The sequence below is a fragment of the Promicromonospora iranensis genome, assembly GCF_028994775.1.
GTDB lineage: Bacteria > Actinomycetota > Actinomycetes > Actinomycetales > Cellulomonadaceae > Promicromonospora > Promicromonospora iranensis_A.
Genome location: NZ_JAJQMN010000002.1, coordinates 416,915 through 441,708, shown reverse-complemented (window position 1 = coordinate 441,708; position 24,794 = coordinate 416,915). Strand labels below are relative to the sequence as shown.

Sequence of the window (24,794 nt, the reverse complement as noted above, 5' to 3'; positions counted from 1 at the left end):
GGTGAATCCCCGTTCCACACGAGCTCTGGCCGTGCCCGCAGTCCTGGCCATGCTCGTGGCGGCCCTGCTGAGCCTGCTGGGCCCGACAGCCGCGTCGGCGGCGCCCGGGACCGACGCGGCGGATGGGTCCGAGCCCGCCGCATCCGGCTCCACCTCGTCCGCGAGACCCGCCGCGCCGGTGGTCGTGGTGGGCGTGGCGGGCCTGCGCTGGACCGATGTGTCACGCAGCACCATCCCGAACCTGTGGCACATGATCGGCGGCGGCTCGGTCGCCTCGATCAACGTCCGTACGGCGGATCCCGCGACGTGCCCGCTGGACGCGTGGCTCACGCTCTCCGCCGGCAGCCGGACGGTCTCGGCGGGTAGCGCCGAACGGGCGGAGGCGCCCGCCCCCGAGCGGCAGGACGGCGAGACGCCCGAGGCGCGCGGGGCGACGTCGTGCACACCGGTGCCCCGGGCGGTCGGCGGGGGCGCCGAGCCTGCCCCCGCGACGGTGGACCGCTGGGCCCAGCTCCCCGAGCAGGAGGAGGACCCGGACGAGGAGGAGCCCACCGAGGCCACCGAGGCTCCGGCACCCGGGCTGCTCGGCGAGATGCTCGCCGACGCGGACGCCTGCTCGACGGCGGTCGGCCCGGGCGCCGCCGTGATGCTGGCCCGCGAGGACGGGACGGTGGGCCGGTACGTCCCGTCGCTGGACGCACTGCTGGCGACCGGCGCGTCGGGGTCCGACGAGACGGGGTCGGACACGAGGCAGGGCGCGACCGGGACGGGCGAAGGACCGGCCGAACCTGCCTGGAGCGGCGTCCTCGCCGAGTGCCCGGTGACCGTCATCGACGCAGGGAGCCTTCCCGAGGGTCCCGAGCGGGCCGATGCGCTCGACGCGCTGGACAACACCCTCAGCACCCTGCGTACCGGCCTGCCGACCGGTACGCGGGTGCTCGTGGCGGGCATCGCGGACACCCCGCTCACGCAGCAGGGGCTGCAGGTGGTCGTCGACTGGGTGGTCGACGTGCCGCGCGTACGCTGGCTGACGTCCGACGCGTCGCGCAGCACCGGGTTCGTCCAGCTCACGGACCTGACGGCGACCGCTGCCGAAGCCGGCGGCGCCCTCCCCGACCCCGAGGCGGAGGAGCCCGAGCAGGGTCCCGTCGTCGAGGAGCCGGAGATCGACGGCATGCCCATCGTGGTGGGGGAGCCGCGTCGCACGACCGTCGCGCGCACCGTCGAGAACCGGCAGTACGTCAACGTGCTCGCCGACACGATCCCGGCACAGGTGCCGGCGTTCGCGGGCGCGATCGCCCTGTTCCTGCTGATCGCCGTGCTCGTGCTCGTCCTGCCCCGCCGCACGGGGCGGCCGCGCAGGGATCCCGGTCCCTACCGGCAGCGGCTCGCGCTGAGCGCCGCGCTGCTGGCGGTCTCGGCCCCGGCCGCCGCGGCCCTCGCGACCCTGACCCGCTGGTGGGTGTGGCCGGCGCCCGAGTTCGGCCTGGCCCTGTCGCTCACCGTCGCGACGGTTCTCGTCGCGATCACGGTGCGCGCCGTGTCCCGTCTGCTCCCCCCGGCCCCGTGGCGCAACGCCGTCGCCGCGGCGGGAGTCACCTGGCTGGTGTTCACCATCGACGGCAGCACCGGCTTCACCCTGCTGCAGGGTTCGCTGCTGGGCTCCTCGCTCGCCACCGCCGACCGGTTCTACGGGTTCTCCGACGTGGCGTTCCTGATCTACGCGGTGACCGGTCTCGTGCTCGCCGGTGGCCTCGCGGCCTACGTGCTGCGTGGCCACACGCGGCCCGGAGCCGGAGCTGGAGCCGGAGCCGGAGCCGCGCCGGGCGACGGCGCGCGTGCCCTCGGCGCCGAGCGGCGGTCCCGGCCCGTGTGGCGTGCGGTCGGCGTCGTGGCCGCCGTCGCGCTCGTGACCGTCGGGGTCGACGCGGCACCCTTCCTGGGCGACCGCCTGCGCGGGCTGTTCCTGCTGGTGCCGTTCGCGCTGGTCGCGCTGCTCACCGTCCGGTCCGACCTGCTCACCCGGTTCCTCGACGCGCGTGGCTGGCTGCCCTCCGGCAGGCCGACCGAACCGGTACGCCGAGTGCCGTCCGCCGTGCTCGGCCTGTCCGGTGCCCTGCTGCTCAGCCTGCTGTTCGCGGCGGCGGTGCTGCCGGTACCCGGCGCCGACGCCGCCGGTGAGGAGTCCGGCTCGCTCAGCACCGCGGCGCCGGTGGTGCCGCCGGGCGGCAGCGTCATCGTCATCGGCACCCAGGGGCTGCGCTGGACCGACGTCCAGCCGTCCCTGGACACCGGCAACGCGCCCGCACCCACCCTGTACGGCCTCCTGGCCGGAGGCGCGGACGCCGCAGGCCTGACCCTGCCCAACGGGCGCGCGGCGCGCTGCCCGGACAGCGGCTGGCTCAGCCTGTCGGCGGGCAGGCTCGCCGAGATCGCCGACGAGCGCGACGCCGACAACCACTGGATCTGCGACGACGTCTCCGTGACGCCGGCACGGGGCGACAGCCCCGCCGTCGTCGACCAGTGGGACCGCTTCCTGGAGCTGCAGCGCGGGTCGGGCTACGCCGCCCACCCGGGCACGCTCGGCGAGGCCCTGGCGGACGAGTGCACGACGGCGGTCGGGCCGGGCGCCGCGGTGGCGCTCGCCGACCGGGACGGCAGCGTGGGCCGGTACTTCGACCTCGACACGGCGGTGGCCACGGGGTCGGGCGCCTGGGACTGCCCGGTCACGTTCGTGGACGCCGGGTCCGCGCTCCTCGACGTCGCGCAGCGCGCGGAGCTGGAGAAGGAGCCCGACGGCAGGGAGCAGGTCGCGGCCCTCCGCGCAGGCCTCGTCTCCGACGTGGACCTCGCGGTGTGGCGCGTGCTCGATGCCGCGCCGGCGGACACGACGGTACTGGTGATCGACGTCGCGACCGTGCCGGAGCACGCCCTCGAGCTCGGGCTGGCGATGATGCGGCCGTCCGCGGCGAACGAAGGGCTTCCCCGCTACCTGGCCAGCACCGCCACCCGTACGGAAGGCGTGGCGCGTCTGATGGACGTGCCGGCGGCGGTGCTCGACGCCGTCGGCGTGGACCTGCCCGCCGACGTCGACCCGACGCCGCTGCTCCGTGGTGGCGAGCGGCCCGCCTCGGCCTGGCTCACCGCCGACGAGCTCGCCGACATGACGGCCCGCGACCACGTGCGCCGCGATGCCTACATCTGGCTCGTGGACGTGCCGTTCTGGGTGGGTCTCGCGCTGGCCGCGGTGTGCTGGTGGGTGCCGCGCCGACGCCGTGCGCGCGGGCTGGGTGACGTCCCCGGCACGTGGCGGCGTGCCGCCGAGGTCGCCGCTACCGCGCTCGCTGCCCTCCCGGCCGGCGGGTTCCTGGCCTCGTTGACGGGCTGGTGGCGGTTCGACCTGCCGGGGCTCGCGATAGTGGGTGCCACGGCGCTCGTGACGGCGGCCGTGGCCGGGCTCAGCCTGCTCGCCCCGCGGCGACCGCTGTGGGCCGCTCCGGCCGTGGTCGCAGGCGTCACGTTCGTCGCGCTCACGGTGGACGCGTTGTTCGGAACGCCCCTCAACCGGGCGGCGCCGCTCGGCTCGGCCCCGACGTACGGCGCCAGGTTCTACGGCTTCGGCAACCCCACGTTCTCCGTGTACGCGGTGGCGGCGATCGTGCTGGCGGCGGCGCTCGCCCAGCTGCTCGTGACCCGGGGACGCCGGATCCTGGCGGCGCTCGCCGTGACCGCGGTGGGGATGATCGCGATGGTGATCGTCGTCTGGCCGACCCTCGGCGCGGATCTCGGTGGCGGGCTGGTGCTCGTCCCGGCGTTCGTGGTGGTCGGCATGGCGGCCTCCGGGCTACGGCTCACCCTCTGGCGGTTCCTCTGGGTCGGGGCCGCAGGTGTCGGTGTGGTCGCGCTCGTCGGGGTCCTGGACTGGCTGCGGCCGCCCGAGGCGCGCTCCCACCTCGGCCGGTTCGTGGGTCAGGTGATCGACGGCGAGGCCGTGTCGACGGTGCTGCGCAAGGCTCTGTACGCGCTGAACTCGATCACCGGTGGGCCCACTGTCTGGGCCACGGTGCTCGTGCTCGTGGTGGTGGGGCTGGCGCTGTACGGCCCGGCGGCGTGGCGGCGTCGGCTGACCCCTGGCTGGTTCGTGCGCGCACAGGAGCGCTGGGAGTTCCTCCGGCCCGCACTCGTGGCGATGTGGGCGATGGCCGTGCTGGGCTCTCTGGTCAACGACTTCGGCCTGCGGATCGCGATGATCGCGCTCATCCCGGCGGTGCCGCTGCTCACGCTGGTCGCGCTCCGGACGAAATCGGCGGGACAGCCCCGATAGGCTCACCCCTGTGATCGATCTCCGACTTCTGCGCGACAACCCCGACGTCGTCCGCGCGAGCCAGGTGGCCCGCGGCGACGACCCCGACCTCGTGGACGCGGCCCTCGACGCCGACGCGCGCCGCCGCTCGTCCCTGTCCGAGTTCGAGAACCTGCGGGCGGAGCAGAAGTCCCTGGGCAAGCAGGTGGCCAAGGCGCAGGGCGACGAGAAGCAGGCGCTGCTGGCACGCACCAAGCAGCTCGCCCAGGACGTCAAGAGCCACCAGGCCACGGCGGCGGAGGCCGAGCAGGAGCTGGAGCGCGTGCTGTACTCCATCGCCAACGTGATCGAGGGCGCGCCCGCGGGCGGCGAGGAGGACTTCGTCGAGCTCAAGCAGGTGGGCGAGCGTCGCGACTTCGCGGCCGAGGGCTTCGAGCCGAAGGACCACCTGGAGCTGGGCGAGGGCCTGCGCGCCATCGACACCAAGCGGGGCGCCAAGGTCTCCGGTGCCCGGTTCTACTTCCTGACCGGCATCGGAGCTCGCCTGGAGCTCGCGCTGCTGAACATGGCGATGGATCAGGCGGTGCAGGAGGGCTTCACGCCCATGATCACGCCGACCCTCGTCAAGCCCGAGACCATGCAGGGCACCGGCTTCCTCGGCGCGCACGCCGACGAGGTCTACCGCCTGGAGAAGGACGACCTGTACCTGGTCGGCACCTCCGAGGTGGCCCTGGCCGGCTACCACAGCGACGAGATCGTCGACCTCTCGGACGGGCCGATGCGCTACGCCGGCTGGAGCGCCTGCTACCGCCGCGAGGCCGGCTCGGCGGGCCGCGACACGCGCGGGATCATCCGCGTGCACCAGTTCCACAAGGTCGAGATGTTCAGCTACTGCGCCCCGGAGGACGCGGAGGCCGAGCACCAGCGCCTGCTGGGCTGGGAAGAGACCATGATGGCCAAGGTCGAGCTGCCCTACCGTGTCATCGACACGGCAGCGGGTGACCTCGGCTCGTCGGCGGCCCGCAAGTTCGACTGCGAGGCGTGGCTGCCCACGCAGGAGCGCTGGCTGGAGCTCACCTCGACGTCGAACTGCACGACGTTCCAGGCCCGCCGCCTCGGTGTACGCGTGCGGACCGAGGACGGCTCCACCCGGAACGTCGCCACGCTGAACGGCACGCTCGGCACGACGCGCTGGATCGTCGCCCTCCTGGAGAACCACCAGCAGGCCGACGGCTCGGTGTACGTCCCGGAGGCCCTGCGCCCGTACCTGGGCGGCCTGGAGCTCCTGGAACCCACCAAGTAGCCCCACGCACAACCACGCCGCATCACCTGGTGTTCTGCCGTTCTCGTGGCTCCGGTCGGCTGGTGTTCATGTTTCGGTCGGTAGGCTGCGGGTGTGCCCAGCGACATCGACCGAAAGCTCCTCGTAGCCCTCGACATCGACGGCACGCTCGTCACCTATGACGAAGTGCTCTCCGATGCCGCGCGGGACGCCGTAGCCGCCGTCCGGGCGGCCGGGCACCACGTGGTGCTGGCCTCGGGGCGGTCGCTCATCGCGATGACGCCCATCGCGGCCGAGCTGAAGATCGAGGAGTCCTGGATCGTCGCGTCGAACGGCGCGGTGACCGCCCGCCTCGACCCGTCCGCCGGCATGGGCTACACGCTGGAGCGCGTCGAGACGTTCGACCCGCAGCCGGTGCTCCGCATGCTCAAGGAGGAGCTCCCGCACGCGCGCTACGCGGTCGAGGACGTCGGCGTCGGCTTCCGGATGACCGAGCTCTTCCCCGACGGGGAGCTGAACGGTGAGCACCGCGTGGTCGACTTCGAGGACCTCTGGGCGGGGCACGTCACGCGCGTCGTGGTACGCAGCCCCGGTGAGACCAGCGAGGAGTTCCACCAGATCGCCGCGCGCCTCGGGTTCGACGACGTGACCTATGCCGTCGGCTGGTCCGCGTGGATGGACATCGCCCCACAGGGCGTGACCAAGGCGTCCGCTCTCGAGGAAGTACGCAAGGAGCTCGGCGTGCCGGCCGAGAACACGGTCGCCGTGGGCGACGGCAGCAATGACATCGATATGCTCCGCTGGGCCCGTCGAGGTGTGGCCATGGGCCATGCGTCGGACACTGTTCAGGCGGCTGCGGATGAAGTGACCGGCTCTATCGAGGACGATGGTGTCGTAGAAGTGCTCAGATCTCTGCTTTGAGGGTAAAAATAGCCAACGGCTGACGCCGCGGGTGAAAGGTATCCGTGCAAAGGTATGGATCACCAGCCGAATGCCTGTACATTTGGGCGCGATCCGTCGAAGGGTGACGGCGCTCACGGTGCCATGGGGGTACGTGATGATCCTGGACGACCAGCCGGTGTCCATGCGTGTGCGCAACGATGCGCCTCACCTGGTCGCCCTCGACATCGACGGGACCCTGTTGGTCACCGGGCAGCGAGTGCCCGAACCGACGGTTCTGGCCGTGCGGCTCGTGCGCGGCCGGAAGCACCACGTGGTCCTGGCGTCGGGTCGGTCGTTGACGGGAATCCTGCCCGTGGCCAAGGAGCTGGGGATCACCGACGGCTGGGTGGTCGCCTCCAACGGTGCGGTGACGGCGCGGCTGTGCGACACCTGCGCCAACGGCTACATGCTCGAGGACGTGCTCACGTTCGACGTCGGCCCGGTCGCCCGGATGGCACTGAGCCGGTTTCCGGACGTGCAGATCGGTGTCGAGGAGATCGGCGTCGGTTATCGCGTGAACCGGACGTTCGCGCCGCACGAGGTCAACGGTGCGCAGCGGGTGGTGCCGGCCGACGGGCTGGGTGAGCTGCCCGCGTCGCGCGCGATACTGCGGGGCCCGGACGTGCTGGATCTGCTCGAGCCGCTCCGCCGGCACGGTGTCACCGCCACGCAGGCCGGTCCGGACTGGATCGACGTGACACCGCGGCACCTGAGCAAGGCGACCTCGCTCGAGAACATCCGCAGCACCCTCGGCGTCCCGCGGCACAACACGTTCGCCGTCGGGGACGGCCTGAACGACATCGAGATGCTGAGCTGGGCCGCTCGGGCGGTCGCGATGGGGCATGCCCCGGAGGCCGTGAAGGCGATCGCGCACGAGACGGTCGGCGACATCTCCCAGCACGGCGTGATCCAGGCGCTCAAGAGCCTGATCTGACCGACCTGTCGTTGGTCGGGCCGGCCGAGACCTGGTGAGGTCTCGACCGGCTCGGCCGACGCCGGGAAAGGCGGGTCAGTCGCGCGCCGTCAGGATCAGCGGACCGTCCTCGGTGATCGCGATCGTGTGCTCGGAGTGCGCTCCCCGGGACCCGTCCGCAGAGCGGAGCGTCCACCCGTCGGCGTCGGTGTAGATCTCGTCGGTGGTCTCGAGGAACCACGGCTCGACGGCGATGACGAGGCCCGGCTTGAGCGGGAAGCCGCGGCCGGCCCGCCCGTTGTTCGGCACGTGCGGGTCGCCGTGCATGGTGCGCCCCACGCCGTGGCCGCCGAAGTCGGTGTTGATCGAGTAGCCGGCGGCGTGCGCGACCTCTGCGATCGCCGCGGAGATGTCGCCGATCTTCTTGCCCGGCTGCGCCGCGGCGATACCGGCGTCGAGCGCGACCTCCGTGGTGCGGATCAGCTTCGAGTCAGCCTCGGCGCGGGCCGGGTCTGGCGTGCCGACCACGAACGACATCGCCGAGTCGGAGACCCAGCCGTTCAACGACGCGGCGAAGTCGATCGACAGCAGGTCGCCGTCCTGCAACGTGTAGTCGTGGGGCAGGCCGTGCAGCACGCCGTCGTTCACCGAGGTGCAGAGGGTCTTGCCGAACGGCATGGCGCCGAAGGACGGGTGGTAGTCGATGTAGCACGACTCCGCGCCACGGTCGCGGATCATCTTGTGCGCGACCTCGTCCAGCTCGAGCAGGTTCACTCCCACCCCGGCCGTCGCCCGGACGGCGAGCAGCACGTCCGCGACGAAGCGTCCCGCCGGGCGCATCTCCTCGATCTCGCGCGGCGTCCTCAGCTCGATCATGTCCGTCCTTCCGTAGGGGCACCAGGGATCTGGCGGCATAAGCCTACGTCCCGCCACCCACGCGCGAGCCGGAGGGTGAGCCGACACCTTGCGCGCAGGCGACCGCGGGTTTCACCTCGCTTGAGCCGCACGGGCGATTGCAACGGTTTCGTAATGCAAGGCGATGCTGTATGGGCTTGCATTGGACGGTGAACCACGGTTGCGTTGAGGAAGGGCAACCTGGCAGTCTGCCGGGCCGTACCCGCACGTCAGAGGGTTCTGAGCCCACGAAGCAGTGGAGGAGCACGAGATGACTATCCGGATGTCTTCCAGGCGTCGCACAGTCGCCCTAGCAGCGACCGGCGCGAGCCTGGCCCTGGTCCTGTCGGCCTGTGCCGACACAGATGACGGCGGCGGCGGCGGTGCGGGCGGCGACGGCGGCAACGCTGCGGCCCCTGAGCTCGACTGCAGCGTCTATGAGGAGTTCGGTGACCTCGACGGCACGACGGTCACCGTCTACACGACGATTGTCGAGCCCGAGGCGGAGACGCAGCAGAACTCCTACAAGCCGTTCGAGGAGTGCACGGGCGTCACCGTCGAGTACGAGGCCTCGCGCGAGATGGAGGCGCAGCTTCCCGTGCGTGTCCAGGCCGGCAACCCGCCGGACATCGCGATCCTGCCGCAGCCGGGCCTGCTGAACACCCTGGTGACGCAGTACGACGCCGTCCTCCCCGCCCCCGAGGGGGTCGAGGCCAACGTCGACGAGTTCTGGTCCGAGGACTGGAAGGAGTACGGCACCGTCGACGGCACGTTCTACGCCGCACCGCTGGGCTCGAACGTGAAGTCGTACGTCTGGTACTCACCCTCGATGTTCGAGGAGGCCGGCTACGAGGTCCCGGAGACCTGGGACGACATGATGGCGCTCACCGAGGAGATCGCGGCGACCGACGCCATCCCGTGGTGTGCTGGTGTCGAGTCCGGTGACGCCACCGGGTGGCCGGGCACCGACTGGATCGAGGACGTCGTGCTGCGCACGGCCGGTCCCGAGGTCTACGACCAGTGGTACACCCACGAGATCCCGTTCAACGACCCCCAGATCGTCGAGGCCTTTGACGCGGCCGGCGAGATTCTCAAGAACCCGGACTACGTGAACGGGGGCCTGGGCGGGGTCGACTCCATCGCCACGGCGACCTGGACGGATGCCGGCTACCCGATCCTCGAGGGCAGCTGCTGGATGCACCGTGCCGCGAACTTCTACCAGACGCAGTGGCCCGAGGGCACCGAGGTGGCGCCCGACGGGGACGTCTACGCCTTCTACCTGCCGGCGGAGACCACTGACGAGCGCCCGACCCTGGTGGCCGGCGAGTTCATCGCAGCCTTCGCGGACCGCCCCGAGGTCGAGGCCTTCCAGACGTACCTGTCGAGCTCGGACTGGGCCAACGCCAAGGCGGCGGCCACCCCGGCCGGCGGCTGGGTGAGCGCGAACAGCGGCCTGGACCCGGAACTGCTCGCGACGGAGTTCGACAGGCTGTCCGCCGAGATCCTGGCCGACCCGGCGACGGTCGCGCGCTTCGACGCGTCCGACCTGATGCCGTCCGAGGTCGGTACCGGCTCCTTCTGGGCCGGTATCACCGAGTGGTTCGCCTCGGACGCCAGCAGCCAGGAGGTCACGGACACCATCGAGGAGTCCTGGCCCAAGAACTGACCCACAGCTCTCGGCCTGAGTGACGTGCGGAGGCGCGGGACATCATGTCCCGCGCCTCCGTGGGCCCTGGGGCCGGGTACTCGGCCCGGGCGACGACGGCCGGACCGGACAACCAGGATCTGGAGGATCCATGGACTGGCTTCTGCGTGCCGGGGATGACCCGGTACACAAGTTCTTGCTGATGATCATCGCGATCGCGATGTTCGTCGTCGTGATGGCGCTGATCCTCTTCGTGGTGGACCGGCGACGGAACCCGTCGAAGTGGTTCGTGGCGGGGGGATTCGTCGGGCCTGCGCTGGTCCTCCTGACGGCCGGTCTGCTCTACCCGGCCGGCGGGACGATCGTGAACTCGTTCCAGAACCGCAACGGCTCCGAGTTCATCGGCTTCGACAACTACGCGCGGGCGTTCAGCGAGCCCGCCTTCGTGCTGGTGCTCGGCAACACGGCACTGTGGGTGCTGGTGGCCCCACTCCTCGCGACGTTCATCGGCCTCGTCTACGCGGTGGTGGTGGACCACAGCCGGTTCGAGAAGTTCGCCAAGGCGCTCGTGTTCCTGCCCATGGCCATCTCGATGGTCGGCGCGGGCATCATCTGGCGGTTCGTCTACGAGTTCAAGCCTGACCAGCCCGGCATCGAGCAGACCGGTCTGCTCAACCAGGTGATCGTGTGGTTCGGCGGTCAGCCGGTGCAGTTCCTGCTGGAGCGGCCGGCCAACACGTTCCTGCTCATGGTGGTGCTGATCTGGATCCAGACAGGTTTCGCGATGACCCTCCTGTCGGCGTCGATCCGAGCCATCCCGGTCGACATCGTCGAGGCGGCTCGCCTGGACGGGCTGTCAGGCTTCGGCATGTTCTGGCGCATCACGATCCCGAGCATCCGCCCGGCGCTCGTGGTCGTGCTGACGACCATCGCCATGACCACCCTGAAGGTGTTCGACATCGTGCGGACCATGACCGCGGGGCGGTACGGCACGTCGGTCGTGGCGAACGAGTTCTACGAGCAGAGCTTCCGCCAGAACAACGCAGGGCTCGGTGCCGCACTGGCCGTGCTGCTGTTCATCATCGTCATCCCGGTGATCATCTACAACGTGCGCCAGATGCGCCTGGCGGAGGAGGTCCGATGAGCACCACACAGCCGGCCGTGGCACCGACAGCGGTCCCGCCGCAGTCAGGCGTCACCGAACGGGCGCGCAAGGCGAAGAAGAGGCTGACCTCCCCGTGGGCGAGCGGGATCGCCGTGATCATCGCGATCGCCTGGACGGTGCCCACCTTCGGGCTGCTGGTCACGTCCTTCCGGCCCGAGCTGGACATCCGCCGTAGTGGCTGGTGGACGGTCTTCGGCGACGCGTTCGCGGGTGAGGGAGTGTTCTCCCTCCGCAACTACGAGTCGGCGTTGTTCGACAGCTCGACCAACCTGATCGACTACTTCGTGAACTCGCTGGTGATCACGCTGCCCGCGGTGTTCATCCCGATCACCGTCGCGCTGCTCGCGGCCTACGCCTTCGCGTGGATCGACTTCAAGGGTCGGGACATCCTGTTCGTCGCCGTGTTCGCGCTGCAGATCGTGCCCATCCAGATCACGCTGATCCCGCTGCTCTCCGCGTACGTGAGGACGGGGATCAACGGCACGTTCTGGCCGATCTGGCTCTCGCACTCGATGTTCGCGCTGCCGCTGGCGATCTTCCTGCTGCACAACTTCATGCGGGACATCCCGTCCTCCCTTGTCGAGGCAGCGCGCGTGGACGGGGCCGGCCACGTGAAGATCTTCTTCTCGGTGATGCTTCCACTGCTCACACCGGCCATCGCGGCGTTCGCCATCTTCCAGTTCCTCTGGGTGTGGAACGACCTGCTGGTCGGTCTGGTCATGGGCTCGACGAGCACGTCGCCGCTGACGGTTCGCGTGGCCGAGATGGCCGGTTCACGTGGTGGCGACTGGCACGTGCTGTCGGCCGGCGCGTTCATCTCGATCCTGGTCCCGCTGATCGTGTTCCTCGCTCTGCAGCGCTACTTCGTGCGAGGCATGCTGGCGGGCTCGGTCAAGGGCTGATCCGACCGATCCGGTGGCAGGCTCGATCCGGTGGTCGAGCTTGTCGAGACCTACGCAGGTCTCGGCAAGCTCGACCACCGGATCCTCTGTTCGACCAACTTAGCTTTCCCGGGCCAGCAGGCTCTCCTTGATCGGCAGCCCGTAGCGGAACCCGCCGAGCGTGCCGTCGGTGCGCAGGATGCGGTGGCACGGCACGAACAGCGCCGCCGCGTTCATCGCGCACGCCCCGGCAGCCGCACGCACCGCCGCCGGCCGGCCGGCCCGCACCGCGTACTGGGTGTACGTGATGCGCTCGCCGGCCTTCACCTCGCGCAGGACGTCCCAGGCGTGGGTCCGGAAGGGACCGCTCACCTGCCGCACCGGCACCCGGCCGGGTGCCCCGTGGTCGCCGTCGTAGAAGGCGCGGACGGCGTCCGCGGCCTCGGCGAGCACACCGCCCGACGGCGACGTCGCGGTGAGTCCGCCCGGAGCCGTACCTGACCGAAGGGTGGGGTGGACCAGGGCGAGCAGCGCGTCGAGGTCTGCGGTCCAGCCGGCGGCCAGCACCGCCTCCCGGGCCGCGGCGACGGAGGCACCTGGTGCCTCGGGCACCTCGTCGACGAGGATGCTGAACGGGCCGTCGGGGGTGGTGAGGGTCGTGGCGTGCATGGTGTTCCTTCCGTGGGACGAGCGGTCAGGCGGAGCGCCAGAGGTGCATGGCGGCGTACGAGCGCCAGGGCGCCCAGACCGCGCCGCGCCGGGCGAGCTCCTTGAACTGGTGGGGCCGGGGCTCCTCGGCGGAGACCAGGCCGAGGTTGCGGGCGCCGGCGAGCAGGGCGACGTCGCCGTCCATGAGGACGTCCGGGTCGCCGAGCACCCGCAGCGCCACGTAACCGGCGGTCCAGGGGCCGATGCCGGTCCGGGACACCAGGCGTCGGCGCAGGTCCTCGGGGTCGTCGCCGACGCTGAGGGCGAGGCTGCCGTCCGCGAGGTCGCGTCCCGCGGCGATCACGGTCGCCAGGGTCCGGGCGGGCAGGCGAAGGTGCGCCGAGGCGCCGTCGGCCACCTGGGCCGGGCCGGGGAACAGGCGCGTGAGGCCCTCGAACGCGGAGGCGTACGGCGTGCCGACACCCTTCGCGAGGCGGGTCAGGTGGGTGCGTGCCGCGGCGACGCTGATCTGCTGGCCCACGATCGCGCGGACCAGGAGCTCCGCCGGGTCCAGCGTGCCCGGCACCCGGATGCCCGGGACCGCGGCGACCGACGGCACGAGCACCGGGTCGGAGGCGAGCGCCGAGTCGACGGCGACCGGGTCCGCGTCGAGGTCGAGCAGGCGCCGTACCCGCGCGACGGCGACCGGGGCGTCGGCCAGGTCGGTGAGCTCGAGGTCCAGGTCGACGCGGCCGCTGCCCGGACGCGGCACGCGCACCTCGAACGCACCGGGGCCGTGGGGCAGGGCGACGGTCCGGGCGTACCGGAGGACGCTCAGGTCCGCCGACTCCACGCCCTCGACCGAACGAACGGCGAGGAATTCCAGTACGCCCCGTGCGTCGAACGGCTCCCGGACGGGCAGGGTGAGCGAGATCCGGACGGGCTCGCCGCCGGCCGTGGCGCCGGTCCCGCGGGCCGAGTCCTTCGCGGTGCGCCCGGAACGCCGGGCCCGCGCCCGCAGCTCCGACGGGGTCGCGCCGAAGACCTCGGCCACCGTGTCGTTGAACTGCCGGATCGAGCCGAACCCGGCCGCGAAGGCGACGTCGGCCAGCCGGAGGGAGGTGCCGACCAGGAGCGCACGTGCCGTCTGTGCGCGCTGCGCCCGGGCCAGCGCCAGCGGCCCCGCGCCCAGCTCGGCGACCAGGAGGCGGTGCAGCTGCCGTTCGGAGTAACCCAGCCTGGTCGCCAGCCCGGAGACGCCCTCGCGGTCCACCACGCCGTCGGCCACGAGTCGCATGGCACGGCCCGTGAGGTCGCGACGCAGGTCCCACGCGGGCGTGCCGGGGGCCGCCTCGGGCAGGCAACGCTTGCACGCGCGGAAGCCGGCCTCGTGCGCGGCGGCCGACGTCAGGTAGAACGCGACGTTCTCCGCCTTCGGCGTGCGCGCGGGGCAGGACGGCCGGCAGTAGATACCGGTGGTCCGGACCGCCGTGTAGAACTGCCCGTCGAAACGGGAGTCGCGCGCGGCGATGGCGCGGTAGCGCTCGGTGAACGCGGGATCGCGGAGCTCGACGTCGGTCATGGTCACCATCCTGCGCCCGGTCCGGACACGGCGGCTAGCGGGTTTCGGACACTGCGGTGGATGTCCCGGTCGGGGCGCTCGCCCGCCCCTCGGACTCACCCTGTGGATAGATGGCGCGCTTGCCGTCGACTCCGCCAGGATGGCGGGCATGCCTCCGACCTGGGCCGGCGACGTCGTCGCCCGCCTCACCGACACCACGAGGTGTCCTGCCTGCGGGGAACACCTCACGTCCGTCGTCTGCGCTGCCTGCGGGCTCGATGTCTCCGGACGACACGCGCAGGAGGTATGGCGGTTGTCCGTCGCCGCGGCGGAGACGCTCCGGGACCGGGAGGTGGCGCTCGACGCGATGCGGCGGGTGCAGGTCGCCGCGACGGGCGCTGAGCTCGATTCGGCGGTGCGAACGGCCGACAACCTGGGGCGTCCGGCCCGCGAGGTCGGTGCCGTGAACGCACCTGCGCCGGCACTCGCGTCGCCGTCGGCACCGTCCGCACTGCCGGCACCGGCGCCTGCACCGGCACCTGCACCGGCACCTGCAGCGTTCGCACCGCCTGCGCCCCGTCCGTCGGCGCCAGCCACGCCGCTACCGGTACCCACCTCGCCCGCACCAGTGGTACGTCGAGCGGAACCGGCGCGACCGATCGTGGCCGGCCCGCCGCAGCCCGCCGGCCCGTCCGGCGCCGCCGACCAGGACGCCGCACCGGCGTCACGCCCGTCCGGGCCCGGCATCTCGCTCCAGCCGATCCTCGCGGGCGCCGGAGCGGCACTGCTCGCCGTGTCGGCGGTGGTGTTCGTGTTCTTCACGTTCGGCGACAACCTGCTGCTGCGTGCTGTCGTCACGGGGATCGTCACGGCCACGGCGGTGACAGTCGGCGCGCTGCTGCGCCGAGCCGGGCTACGCACGACGAGCGAGGCCGTCGCGGCGCTCGCGGTGGTGCTGGCGTGGGTGGACGTCGAGCTCGGCATGCAGGCGGGCCTGCTCGGCGGGCTCGACCCGGCGCTGGCTCGGGCAGCGGTGCTCGCCGCCCTGGCACCCGGGTTCGTCGCGCTCGGAGCATGGCTGCGGGTGCGCTCGTGGGTGTCGGCAGGGCTGGTGTCGGCACCGACGGTGCCGGCGCTGGTGGCCATCGGCCTGCCTGCCTCGACGTGGTCGATGTGGTGGTGGGTGCCCGCGCTGCTGCTGGTCGGTGTCGTGGCATGGGCGGCTATGCGGGTGGCGCCGCTGGCCGGCGAGCGTTCCGGTACCCGGCTGGTCGCCGAGACCTGGGTGCTACGGGTGGTGCGAGCCGCGGGGCCGCCGCTCGCCCTGCTGGCCGCGCTCGGCGCCGAGGCCGTGTGGCCCAGTGCCGTGCCGGGTGCGACGGCGATCCTGTGGTCCGGCGTGGTGGCGTTCTCCGTGGTGCTCGGATCCTGGCTCCGGGTGCGCTCGTGGACCTCGGCCGGGTTGGTGTCGGCACCGGTGGTGCCGGTCCTGGTCGTGGTCGCCCTCCCGGGGGCCGCCGGGTCCGCGTGGTGGTGGGTGCTCGCGTTCGTCCTCGTCGCGGTGGTCGCCTGGGCGGCGATGCGACAGCTCCCGGTGCTCGTGCGGCGGCTCGGACCCGACATCACGTTCGACCTCGAGGAGAGTGTCCTGCGCGTGCTCCGCGCCGCTGGGCTGCCGCTCGCCCTGATCACCTCGCGAGGGGCCGAGGCGGTGCCACCGCTGACGGGGCCCGGTTCGACAGCGGTTCTGTGGTCCGGGGTGGTCGTCGTCTCCGCGCTCCTCGGGTACCGGCTGCGCGTCCGCTCCTGGACCACTACCGCTCTTGTCGCCGCGCCGGTGGTCCCCGTGGTGGTCGCACTGGGCCTGCCCGCATCCGTCTGGTCGGCGTGGTGGTGGGTGCTCGCCCTGGTGCTGGTGGGGCTCGTCGGCTGGGCGGCGGGCCGATTGCTACCGACGCTCTCGGAGCGGCACGGTACGGCGTTCGGCATCGAGACGGCCATGTTGCGGGTGGTGCGCGCGGCAGCCTTCCCGCTGGCGCTGGCGGCGTCCTTCACCGCGGAGGTCGTGCCGCCCCTGACACGGCTGGGGGCGACGACGGTGCTGTGGTCCGTGGTGGTGGTGCTTGCCGTGGCACTCGGCTACCGGCTCCGTGTGCGGGCCTGGCTGTCGGCCGCGGTGCTCGCCGCGCCGGCGGTGCCGGTGCTGGTGCTGCTGGGCCTGCCCGTCTCCGTGTGGTCGACGTGGCGGTGGGTACTGGCCATGGTGCTCGTCGCGGTCGTGGCGTGGGCGGCGATGTGGGTGCTCCCGGCACTCCTCCGGCGTCTCGACGCCCCGCCCGGATCACTGTTCACCGTCGAGGCGCGGGTGCTGCGGGTGGTGCGCGCGGCCGGGCTGCCCGCCGCCCTGGCGGTCTCGGCCCTGGCCGTCCTCACAGTGCCGGCCGCGACCCCGAACCCGCTGGGGACCACCGCCACCCTGTGGTCCGCCGTGGTCGTCACCGGGGCGGTGCTCGGCCACGTCCTGCGGGTTCGGGCATGGATGTCCGCAGCGGTCCTCGCGGTCCCGGCCGTCCCGCTGCTGCTCCTCGGCGCAGGCGACCCGCCTGATGGCTCGTGGCTGCCGGCGGTCGCTTTCCTGGCCGCGGCGCTTGCCACGCTCCTCGGGCGTGCCGCCCGCCTCGTGTCGGGACCGCGGATCCGGTCCCGGCTGCGTCCCGAGATCGCCGTGCTCGACGTCGGCGCGCTCGGGGCGGTGCCGCTTGCCGTGCTCCTCTCGTTCGTCGTCCGCCAGCCTGAGGGGCTGCCGGGCCTCGGCGGCACCGCGCTGCTCCTCGCGCTGACGGCGGTGACCGTCGCGGGCCTGCGGCGCGCCACCCACCACCGGCACTGGACGGTCTTCGGCGGTGTGCTCGCCGTCGCGGCAGGTGGGCTGCTGGGCTGGGTCGGCGAAGGGGCCGGAGCGGGCTGGGTCCCCTTCGGCGCGGCGTGCGTGTGGGCGGCGCTCGCGCTCCTGACCGCTCCGCGCCTGCTGCGCGCGGTGGGCATCGGCTCCGTCCGTGGGGCGCTGGCCCCGACCACCCGGGACGACCTGCTGCTGAGCGGCTGGCTGGTCGTGGCGGCCTCCGCGGTTCCGGCGATCATGCTGGTCCTGGCACGGGTGGCGGACGCCTGGGCGGCCGCCTGGTCGTCGCGGGGAGCCGGGTGGACGGTGCCCACCGATGCACTGGTCCCCACGGCGCAGGCCGGAGAGACGGCCCGGAACGCCGAGACCCTCTTCAGCCTGGACCTCACGTGGGCGCATCTGGGGACCATCGCCCTCGTCGTCGTCACGCTGCTGGCGGCACGGCTCGCCCCTCGCCGCCGGCGGCTCGAGGCCGTCGTCGCCCCGGTGGCCACGCTGGTGGCCGCCGTCGGGCTGGCTCTCGACCCGCGCCTCGTCGCGGTGGTGTCCCTCACCGCCGTGGCGCTGCTCGCGTTCACCCTCGTCGCCGCCACTGCCGACCGTTCTGCGGCCTGGCGTGGGCTGCGCCCGGCCGTCGCGGCGGCGCAGGGCGCGGTCAGGAACCTGGTCCGCGCGTCGGGGCGGCTGCGCGTGATCGGCGGGACCGGCCTCACCGGCGCCGACCTGCGTCTCGCCCGCGCCACGGCCCTGGTCGGGGCGTTCACCGCGACCGGGATGCTGCTCGCCTTCTCCTGGGTGTCGCGGCCCACGGCGGCCGGCGGTGCCCTCGCCGTCTGCGCGCTGCTGCTGTCACTGCGCGGCGTGCTGCGGCCGACGGCGCACCCGTGGCTGGTCGGTGCCGGGTACGCCTACCCCCTGGCCGTGCTCGGGGTGCTCCTCAGCTGGCTCGACCTGTCCACCGTCGCGGCGATCTGCACGGTCTCGGCCGTCGCCTCGCTGGTGACGATCGCGGTCACCCTCGGGGCACGCACCTCGCGGAACGAGTGGTACGTGGTGCTCGGTGTCACCGCCGGACCGTTCGCGGCGGGCGTGGTCACCGTGGTGCTCGAACGCACCTGGTGGTCGGCGGGTGCCGCCGCGGCCATGCTGGCGCTCGAGCTCGTGCTCCTGCTCACCACCCGGGTGGGCCTGGCCGGCGTCGTCCGCGCCGGAGCCGCGTTCCTGCTGCTGCCCACGGCGTCCGTCATGGTCACCAGCGCGGGCGCGATGATCCTGGAGGTCTCGGGGTCCCCGTACGTCCTGCCGGCCATCGCGGCGTGCGTGGCGGCGGTCGCCGGCGGAGCGGCGCGCGTCGCGGACCGGATATCGACCCGCGTGCCGGACGGCGGACCCGGGCTCGCCGCGGCGATACGCCGGAGCCTGGAGCGGTCCGCGCTGCTCACGGGCGCCATCACCGTCTTCCTCGCCTACGCGCGACCGGCGGCCGGGTCGGACGTCGCGGTCGCCGTGCTGCTGCTGCTCATGGCCGGCGCCGTGCTCGTCGCGCGCGAACCCGGACGTCGCCACGTCTGGCCGCTGGCCGGCGCGCTCGGACTCGCCGCGCTCTGGACGGCGCTGGGCGGTGGTGACGTCCGGCTGGTCGAGGCCTACACCCTCCCGCCGGCACTAGCCGCCGTGGCGGTCGGCGTACTCGTGGCCTGGCGCGCGGGACGCTCCGACCCGGGAGCCGCGGACGCGGCGACCACGAACGGGAGCGGCCCCGGTCCGGTCACCGCCGCGACGCATGCGTGGCGGCTCGCCGCCGTCGGAGCCGGGCTCGCCGTCGTGCCGAGCCTCCTGGTGCACCTGACCCGCGCCGAGCCCGCCGACTGGCGGGCGTTCGCCCTGGTGGGCGGAGCCGCGATCGTACTGGGGGTGGCGTACGCCCTGGACCTGCCGGCGGTGCGCCAGCGGGTCGCGTTCCTGCGCGACTCGTGGACACGTCCCGTGCGGCGCGGACTGGTCGCGGTGGGTGCGCTGGCCGCGCTCAGCGGCGTGATCGAGTCGCTGCACGTCGCACGCGAGCCGGTGAGCTGGCTCGCGTCCGCCGGGGAGCGCCGGCCCGGCCTGCCCCGGCAGACCTGGTACGACGGCGCCCCGTTCGGGGTACCGGTCGACGCCGGCTGGGTGTTCGCCGCCGGACTGGGCTGGGCGCTCGTGGCCGGGCTGCTCCTGGTCGCGGCGGCCGCTCTGGCCCGTCGGTCGGCGCTCGGCCGGACGGCATCGTGGCTCGACCGTTGGGGCATGGCACCGGGCCTGGTGCTCGTGACACTGGGTGCGGTGGCGAACACCCGCCCGGTGTGGGGCTCGATAGTGCTGCTGCTGGCCCTGGAGCTCGTGCTGCTCGCGGTGCTCGTGCTGGTCACGCGGCAGGCGGGACGCGCGGGAGTCGGAGCACCACCGTGGTTGGTCTGGCTGTGCGCCACGGCCGCCGCGATCGCCGCCTGGTCGCCGCGCGAGCTGCGCGTCGAGGCGTTCTCGGTGATGCTCGGCGCCGGCCTGATCTGGACGGGTGCGACGGCGCTGCGCCACTGGGTGGCGGCCGGCGAACCGAAGGAGACGTCGGGCACGCTCATGACCTGGCCTCTCGGCCACGGCGGTTCCTGGCGCACCATCGGCTGGGGCATCGCAGCCCTCGTCGGCCCCTCGGTGCTGTCCACCGCCACTGACCCGCTGACGATCCGTGCGTCGTGGGTGGTGCTCGCCGCGCTCGCGGCGGTCCTCGTCGGGTCGCGGCTGCGCCTGTCGGCACCGTTCTGGATCGGCGTCTGGACGCTGGCCGTCGAGGTGGTCGTCGTGTTCGCCAAGCTGGGCGTCGGCGTCTCACCGCTGCCGTGGATCCTCACGCTCGTCCCGGCCGCCGTCGTGCTGCTCATCATCGCGACGCTCGACGAGCGCAGGACAGCGGCCTCGGGAGGCACCGCGGCATATCTGCGCGACCTGCGCTGACCGGCCGGCGGGGGACCGGCGGTGGGCTAGCGGGGCTCGGGTACGGCGGCTCCAGCCGCCAGCCGGGCCTCGAGGCGGTCACGGACCTCGGGCCACTCGTCGGACAGGATCGAGAAGTACAGGGTGTCGCCCTCGGAACCGTCCGACGCGACCCGGTGCGCGCGCAGTCGGCCTTCCTCCTGGGCGCCGAGCCTCAGGATCGCGGCGCGCGACCGGTCGTTCCGCGCGTCACAGCGCAGCGCGACCCTGCGCAGGTCGAGCGTCTCGAATGCGTGCCGCAGCAGCATGAGCTTGCACGCAGGGTTGGTCGCGCCGCCCCACCAGGCCCTGCCGTAGAACGTCGAGCCGATCTCGACCCGGCGTTGCCCCGTGCTGAGCTCGTAGAACCGCGTGGTGCCGCGCACCTCGCCGTCGGGCCCGAGCACGGCGAAACGGGAGGTGGTCGGGGGCCGCGAGGGCCGCGTCCACGTAGCTCTCCATCGCCGGGGCGGTGTCCGGGGGCGCGGAGGTCATGCCGGCCCAGAGCTGGGCGTCGACCAGCCCGGCCAGGGCAGGAGCGTGGTCACGCGACAGCGGTTCGAGGCGGATGCCGTGGGTGGCGAGGCGGAGATCGTGCTGCATGGCGTCATCCCACCACGACCTCAGATGGTCGCGTCCAGCCAGTCCAGGACCGTGGTGAGGTACTTCTCGCGGGCCTGCTTCGCCGACAGCACCAGGTCGTGGGCACCGCCCTCGATGATCGCCACGTCGACCTTCCCGCCCAGCTTCGGTGCGCGGGCGTGCATGTGCGCGACGTCGAGGATGGCGTCGGTGCTCAGCATGACCGTCGCCTCCCCGCCGTCGGGCCCCGTCCGGTCGCTGGTGCACACGAGCGTGGGGCACTGCACGGCCAGCCCGCGTGCCAGCCTGCGGTGCCCGCGCCGGATCGCCGCCAGCCATCCCGCCCGCACGGGGAACCCGGCGTACGGCTTCCACCGCAGGTCGTACTCCCACTCGCCGCCGGTGGCATGGTGCAGGGCACGGCCGTAGTCCTCGCCGAGCGTGGTGAGCACGGTGCGCGGCGCGATCCGTCCGAGCACGTACACCGCCTGGGTGACGATGGTCCGGTCGGACCACTTGCCCCGCAGGTCGAACCACGGGCTGTTCAGCACCAGTGCCGTCACCTGGTCCGGCCGCGCGTCCGCGTACATCGAGGTGATCAGACCGCCGGTCGAGTGCCCCATGAGCACCAGCCCGGCGTGGCCGTCCTCGGCGATGGCGTCGGCGGCGGCATCGAGGTCCTGCTGGTAGAGCCGCAGGCTGTTGACCATGTTGGGATCGCCACCACCGGCCGTCCACGCGTCGATGGAGCGCCCGTGCGCGCGCAGGTCGATCGCGTAGAACGGGTAGCCCCGCCCGGCGACGGCCTCGGCGAGGTGCCGCTGAAAGAAGTAGTCCGTGAACCCGTGCACGTACAGCACGGGCGGGCGCCCGGCGCCGGGACCGTCCTCGGGCACGTAGCGGACGAGGGTCGCCTCGGCGCCCTGCGGCAGCCGCAGCGTGCGGGCCTCGAAGCCCACGCCCAGCACGTCCTCGGTCCAGGCGGTCCCGCTGTCGTCCATGGCACGGTTCACCGGGCCAGTCTGCCCCAGGTCGGGACCGGTCAGAATCCCGGCGGGAAGCTCGGCGGCCGGCTCGGGTCCGGCGGCGTCGCCTGCTCCTGCGGGTGCGCTGCCCCGGCGCCGTACGGAGCCGGGGCAGCGCCGTAGGGCTGGGTCGCGGGATGTACCACGGGGGCCGCCGCCTGCTGCTGGGGGAGCTGCTGGCGCGAGACGTGTGGCTGCGGGAACTGCGGGACGTCGGCCGGCTCCGGGCGCCGGTCCCGCACCCGCATCATCGCCTGCCACACGATGATGCCGATGAGCAGCAGGATGACCAGCCCGCTGAGGCCGAGCACGAGGACCATCCACTCGGGCACGACGGGCAGGGTCACCACCTCGGAGGCACCGGTCGCCTCGTCGGCGAGCTGCTCGGCCGGGCCACTGGCCGAGCCGCGTGCCCGGATCTCGACGGCCTCGCCCACCGTGGGCTCCCAGCGCACGGTGTTGCCGTCGATGGTGCCGTTCGAGCGCCTCACCTTGCCCGGGAACGTGATGTCGACGGTGACGCTCAGGTTCTCGATGGAGGCGCCGCCTCGGCTCTTGAGGCCCTCCTCCGTGAGGTCGAGCGTGCCGGACACCAGGTAGTCGCCGCCCTTGCGGACCACCTTGATCGGCCAGCCCACCTGGGCGCCGACGTCGCTGATCGCCACGTCGGGGTAGACGTACCGGGTTCCCGTATAGCCGTCCTGCTGGAAGTTCTCGGTGCGGACCGCGTCCTGCGCGGGGTCGTCCTGGCCCTGGGTCAGGGCGTCGATCACGCTGTCGGGCGACTGGCCGGTCTGGTCCAGGTACTTGTCCTCGACGGCCAGCACCACACTGGACGTCGCCGCGTCGTCGGCCTTCAGGTCCACCTCCACACCCATGCGCACGCACCCGGACAGAGTCAGGGTCAGTACGGCGAGGGAGGCGGCAGCCAGGACGCGGGTGCGGATCACCCAGACAGCATGCAGGGCGTCACCCGGTATCGAAAAGCCTGATTGAGGGGAGTTGTCCCCATGGGCGGGACGCCGGGTAGCAGGTATGAGGCGAGCTCGGCCGCCCGGTCAGGCGGCGGTGGGGGTGACGGGAGTGCCGGTCGCGGAGCCTACGTCCGCGCCCGGTGCGGGGCCGGCGGGGCCGGCCATCGCGAGCCTCCGCTCCCGCCGCAGCGCGGGCAGGAAGCAGGCAGCGCCGAGGGTGCTGAACGCTCCCGCGAGCACCATGGCCGCCTGGGTGGACAACAGGTCTGCCGCCCAGCCGAGGGCGGGAGCGGCCAGGGAGAACGCCGCGAACGAGAGCATGGACGCCATCGACAGGACCGTCGAGCGGTTCCGCGACTCGGCCTCGCGGTGCAGCAGCGCCTGGTAGGCGGGCCCGCACGCGCCGTGCAGGCTGTACGTCACGAGGTAGGCGGCGATCAGGCCGGCCGGACCGAGCGCCAGGCCCATCCACACCGCCCCGAGCCCGTTGAGCACGCGAGCCAGGATCGCCGTCCGGGCGACGCCGAGGCGAGGCGTGGCAAGGCCGGTGAGCGCCGCCCCGCCCGCGAACACCGCCCATCCCGCCGCGGCGGCCGGGCCGGCGACAGCCGCCCCGGCGGCGGTGCCGCCCAGCAGCTCGGACAGTCGGATCGGCTGGAATGTCTCGAACACCACCATGCCGACGCTCCAGAACACCTCGACGAGGAGCAGCCAGCGCAGCACGCGGTTGTCCTGTGCGAGCCGCAGACCGTCGCGGACGACGCCGGGCGCCTGGCGCGCCGATGCGAGCACGCGGCTTCGCCTCTGTGTGCCGTCGGCTGCGGGTGCCGGGCCGCGGGGCGCCTCGCGCACCAGGACCGTCACGGCGACGAGGTGGACCATCGCGAGACCGGCGTACACCGCGTAGGGGAGAGCCAGGGCCGACCAGGCGTCGAGCGGGTGCCACCAGACGAGACCGCCCGAGACGAGGGCACCGGCGGCTATCGAGACGCCCAGCACGGTGCCGTGCGCTGCCAGCGGCCGGTCGACGTCGGCACCGGGTTCGGTGGCGTGCACCGTGTCGACGAACCAGGCCTCCAGCGGTCCGGAGTCGAGCGCTCTGAAGGCGCCGGTGACCGCCGCCGCCAGGGCGAACGCCCAGAAGGTCTGCGCCGTGAGGAACAGGACGGCCGCCGCCACCTGGAGCACCGCCGCGACGACGAGCAGCGGACGGCGGCCCAGCGTGTCGGCCAGGCCACTGGTGGGCAGCTCGAGGAGGAACACGGTGAACCCGGTCACGGAGAGCGCCGTCAGGGCCTCGGTGACCGACAGCCCGCGTTCGATCGGCAGCAGCGTGGTCACCGTGACGATCAGCCCGACGGGGAACCACCGGGTGAGGGTCAGCAGCAGGAAGACCCGCCGCGCCCTGGCCGGCGTCATCGGGATCATGGCTGGTCCGTCCTGGTTCCGGCTTCGGGGCTGGTGTCGGTGTCCAGGTCCGGGATGTCGTCCGGTTCCAGCGGGTAGGCGGCGGTCCAGAGGGTCACGCGGCGCGCGTCCGGGGTGGGGTCGGCGTCCCGGTAGCGCTCGAGGACCTCGTCCAGCTCCCGGCGCAGCGCCTGGAGCTGCGCCGGGTTGACCGTGACCCAGGAGTCGCCCATGCCCGCAGCGTCCTGCCACTCGTCGGGCCACGCGTCGGCGACGTCGAGCCAGTGGCCGAAGTCGGTGCTGAACAGGCGCAGGTAGTCGCGCTCCAGCCAGCCGAGCGCGGTGGCGGCGTCCTCGTCGTGCGCCAGCTCCGTGCGCTCCCAGCTGTGGGAGCTCGTGGCGGCCCGCCACAGCCGCTGCTTGCCGGCCCCCTCGCCCGTGTCCGCCACGAGGCCGACGGACTCGAGCTTGCGCAGGTGATAGCTGGTGGCGCCGGAGTTGGTGTTCAGCTCCGTCGCGAGCGTGGTCGCCGTCGCCGGACCGCCGCGCCGCAAGGTGCTGAGCAGGCGCGAGCGGAGCGGGTGGGCGAGGACCTTGACGGCCTCGGGGGTGAGGCGGAAGTCGTCCTGGGGCGCGGTCATGCGAGCACAATAGCTCTGCACAA

At 72.8% G+C, this 24,794-nt stretch carries 16 protein-coding genes; 8 read left to right on the top strand and 8 right to left on the bottom strand.

The window, feature by feature from the left end:
* The first annotated feature begins 1 nt into the window (after position 1).
* The 4 genes from LUU90_RS04750 (at position 2) to LUU90_RS04735 (ending at position 7,461) form a co-directional block, all read left to right on the top strand.
* Positions 2–4,324: a hypothetical protein gene (locus LUU90_RS04750; RefSeq protein ID WP_275002135.1), complete on the top strand. Its 4,323-nt coding sequence runs from the start codon at positions 2–4 to the stop codon at positions 4,322–4,324.
* Positions 4,325–4,334: 10 nt separating this feature from the next.
* Positions 4,335–5,606, top strand: a complete 1,272-nt coding sequence (gene serS / locus LUU90_RS04745; protein ID WP_275002134.1) for a serine--tRNA ligase — start codon at positions 4,335–4,337, stop codon at positions 5,604–5,606.
* A gap of 93 nt (positions 5,607–5,699) precedes the next feature.
* The gene (locus tag LUU90_RS04740; RefSeq protein WP_275002133.1) at positions 5,700–6,506 is read left to right on the top strand and encodes an HAD family hydrolase; all 807 of its coding nucleotides are present in this window, start codon (positions 5,700–5,702) and stop codon (positions 6,504–6,506) included.
* Positions 6,507–6,609: 103 nt separating this feature from the next.
* On the top strand, positions 6,610–7,461 hold the full coding sequence (locus tag LUU90_RS04735) for an HAD family hydrolase (protein WP_275002132.1): 852 nt from the start codon (positions 6,610–6,612) through the stop codon (positions 7,459–7,461).
* A gap of 75 nt (positions 7,462–7,536) precedes the next feature.
* Here the strand turns inward: LUU90_RS04735 and map are convergent, their stop codons facing one another.
* The gene (gene map, locus LUU90_RS04730) at positions 7,537–8,316 is read right to left on the bottom strand and encodes a type I methionyl aminopeptidase (RefSeq protein WP_275002131.1); all 780 of its coding nucleotides are present in this window, start codon (positions 8,314–8,316) and stop codon (positions 7,537–7,539) included.
* 289 nt (positions 8,317–8,605) lie between these two features.
* Between map and LUU90_RS04725 the strand changes: the two genes are divergently transcribed.
* The 3 genes from LUU90_RS04725 to LUU90_RS04715 all read left to right on the top strand — a co-directional run bounded on the left by LUU90_RS04725 (position 8,606) and on the right by LUU90_RS04715 (position 12,046).
* Positions 8,606–10,000 (top strand): ABC transporter substrate-binding protein, encoded by a 1,395-nt coding sequence (locus LUU90_RS04725; protein ID WP_275002130.1) that lies wholly within the window; start codon positions 8,606–8,608, stop codon positions 9,998–10,000.
* A 130-nt stretch (positions 10,001–10,130) separates the two neighbouring features.
* A complete protein-coding gene (locus LUU90_RS04720) occupies positions 10,131–11,123 on the top strand; it encodes a carbohydrate ABC transporter permease (RefSeq protein WP_275002129.1) in 993 nt (330 codons plus the stop codon).
* Positions 11,120–12,046 (top strand): carbohydrate ABC transporter permease, encoded by a 927-nt coding sequence (locus LUU90_RS04715; RefSeq protein ID WP_275002128.1) that lies wholly within the window; start codon positions 11,120–11,122, stop codon positions 12,044–12,046. The genes LUU90_RS04720 and LUU90_RS04715 overlap by 4 nt, the downstream gene beginning before the upstream one ends.
* A 99-nt stretch (positions 12,047–12,145) precedes the next feature.
* On the opposite strand, the gene LUU90_RS04710 is transcribed toward LUU90_RS04715, so the two are convergent.
* The gene (locus LUU90_RS04710) at positions 12,146–12,694 is read right to left on the bottom strand and encodes a methylated-DNA--[protein]-cysteine S-methyltransferase (protein WP_275002127.1); all 549 of its coding nucleotides are present in this window, start codon (positions 12,692–12,694) and stop codon (positions 12,146–12,148) included.
* Positions 12,695–12,719: 25 nt separating this feature from the next.
* A complete protein-coding gene (locus LUU90_RS04705; RefSeq protein WP_275002126.1) occupies positions 12,720–14,255 on the bottom strand; it encodes an AlkA N-terminal domain-containing protein in 1,536 nt (511 codons plus the stop codon).
* A 148-nt stretch (positions 14,256–14,403) separates the two neighbouring features.
* Between LUU90_RS04705 and LUU90_RS04700 the strand changes: the two genes are divergently transcribed.
* The gene (locus tag LUU90_RS04700) at positions 14,404–20,124 is read left to right on the top strand and encodes a zinc ribbon domain-containing protein (RefSeq protein ID WP_275002125.1); all 5,721 of its coding nucleotides are present in this window, start codon (positions 14,404–14,406) and stop codon (positions 20,122–20,124) included.
* A gap of 26 nt (positions 20,125–20,150) precedes the next feature.
* Here the strand turns inward: LUU90_RS04700 and LUU90_RS04695 are convergent, their stop codons facing one another.
* From LUU90_RS04695 to LUU90_RS04675, 5 genes are all read right to left on the bottom strand, one after another.
* Positions 20,151–20,549 (bottom strand): GNAT family N-acetyltransferase, encoded by a 399-nt coding sequence (locus LUU90_RS04695; protein ID WP_275002124.1) that lies wholly within the window; start codon positions 20,547–20,549, stop codon positions 20,151–20,153.
* Positions 20,550–20,765: 216 nt separating this feature from the next.
* On the bottom strand, positions 20,766–21,737 hold the full coding sequence (locus LUU90_RS04690) for an alpha/beta hydrolase (protein WP_342469472.1): 972 nt from the start codon (positions 21,735–21,737) through the stop codon (positions 20,766–20,768).
* A gap of 29 nt (positions 21,738–21,766) precedes the next feature.
* Complete coding sequence (locus LUU90_RS04685; RefSeq protein WP_275002123.1) at positions 21,767–22,699, bottom strand: LppM family (lipo)protein; 933 nt, start codon at positions 22,697–22,699, stop codon at positions 21,767–21,769.
* Between the two features lie 108 nt (positions 22,700–22,807).
* Positions 22,808–24,151: an MFS transporter gene (locus LUU90_RS04680; RefSeq protein WP_275002122.1), complete on the bottom strand. Its 1,344-nt coding sequence runs from the start codon at positions 24,149–24,151 to the stop codon at positions 22,808–22,810.
* Entirely contained in the window at positions 24,148–24,771 is a 624-nt protein-coding gene (locus LUU90_RS04675; protein WP_275002121.1) for an ArsR/SmtB family transcription factor, read from the bottom strand. Before LUU90_RS04675 ends, LUU90_RS04680 begins: the two co-directional genes overlap by 4 nt.
* Positions 24,772–24,794 lie beyond the last annotated feature (23 nt).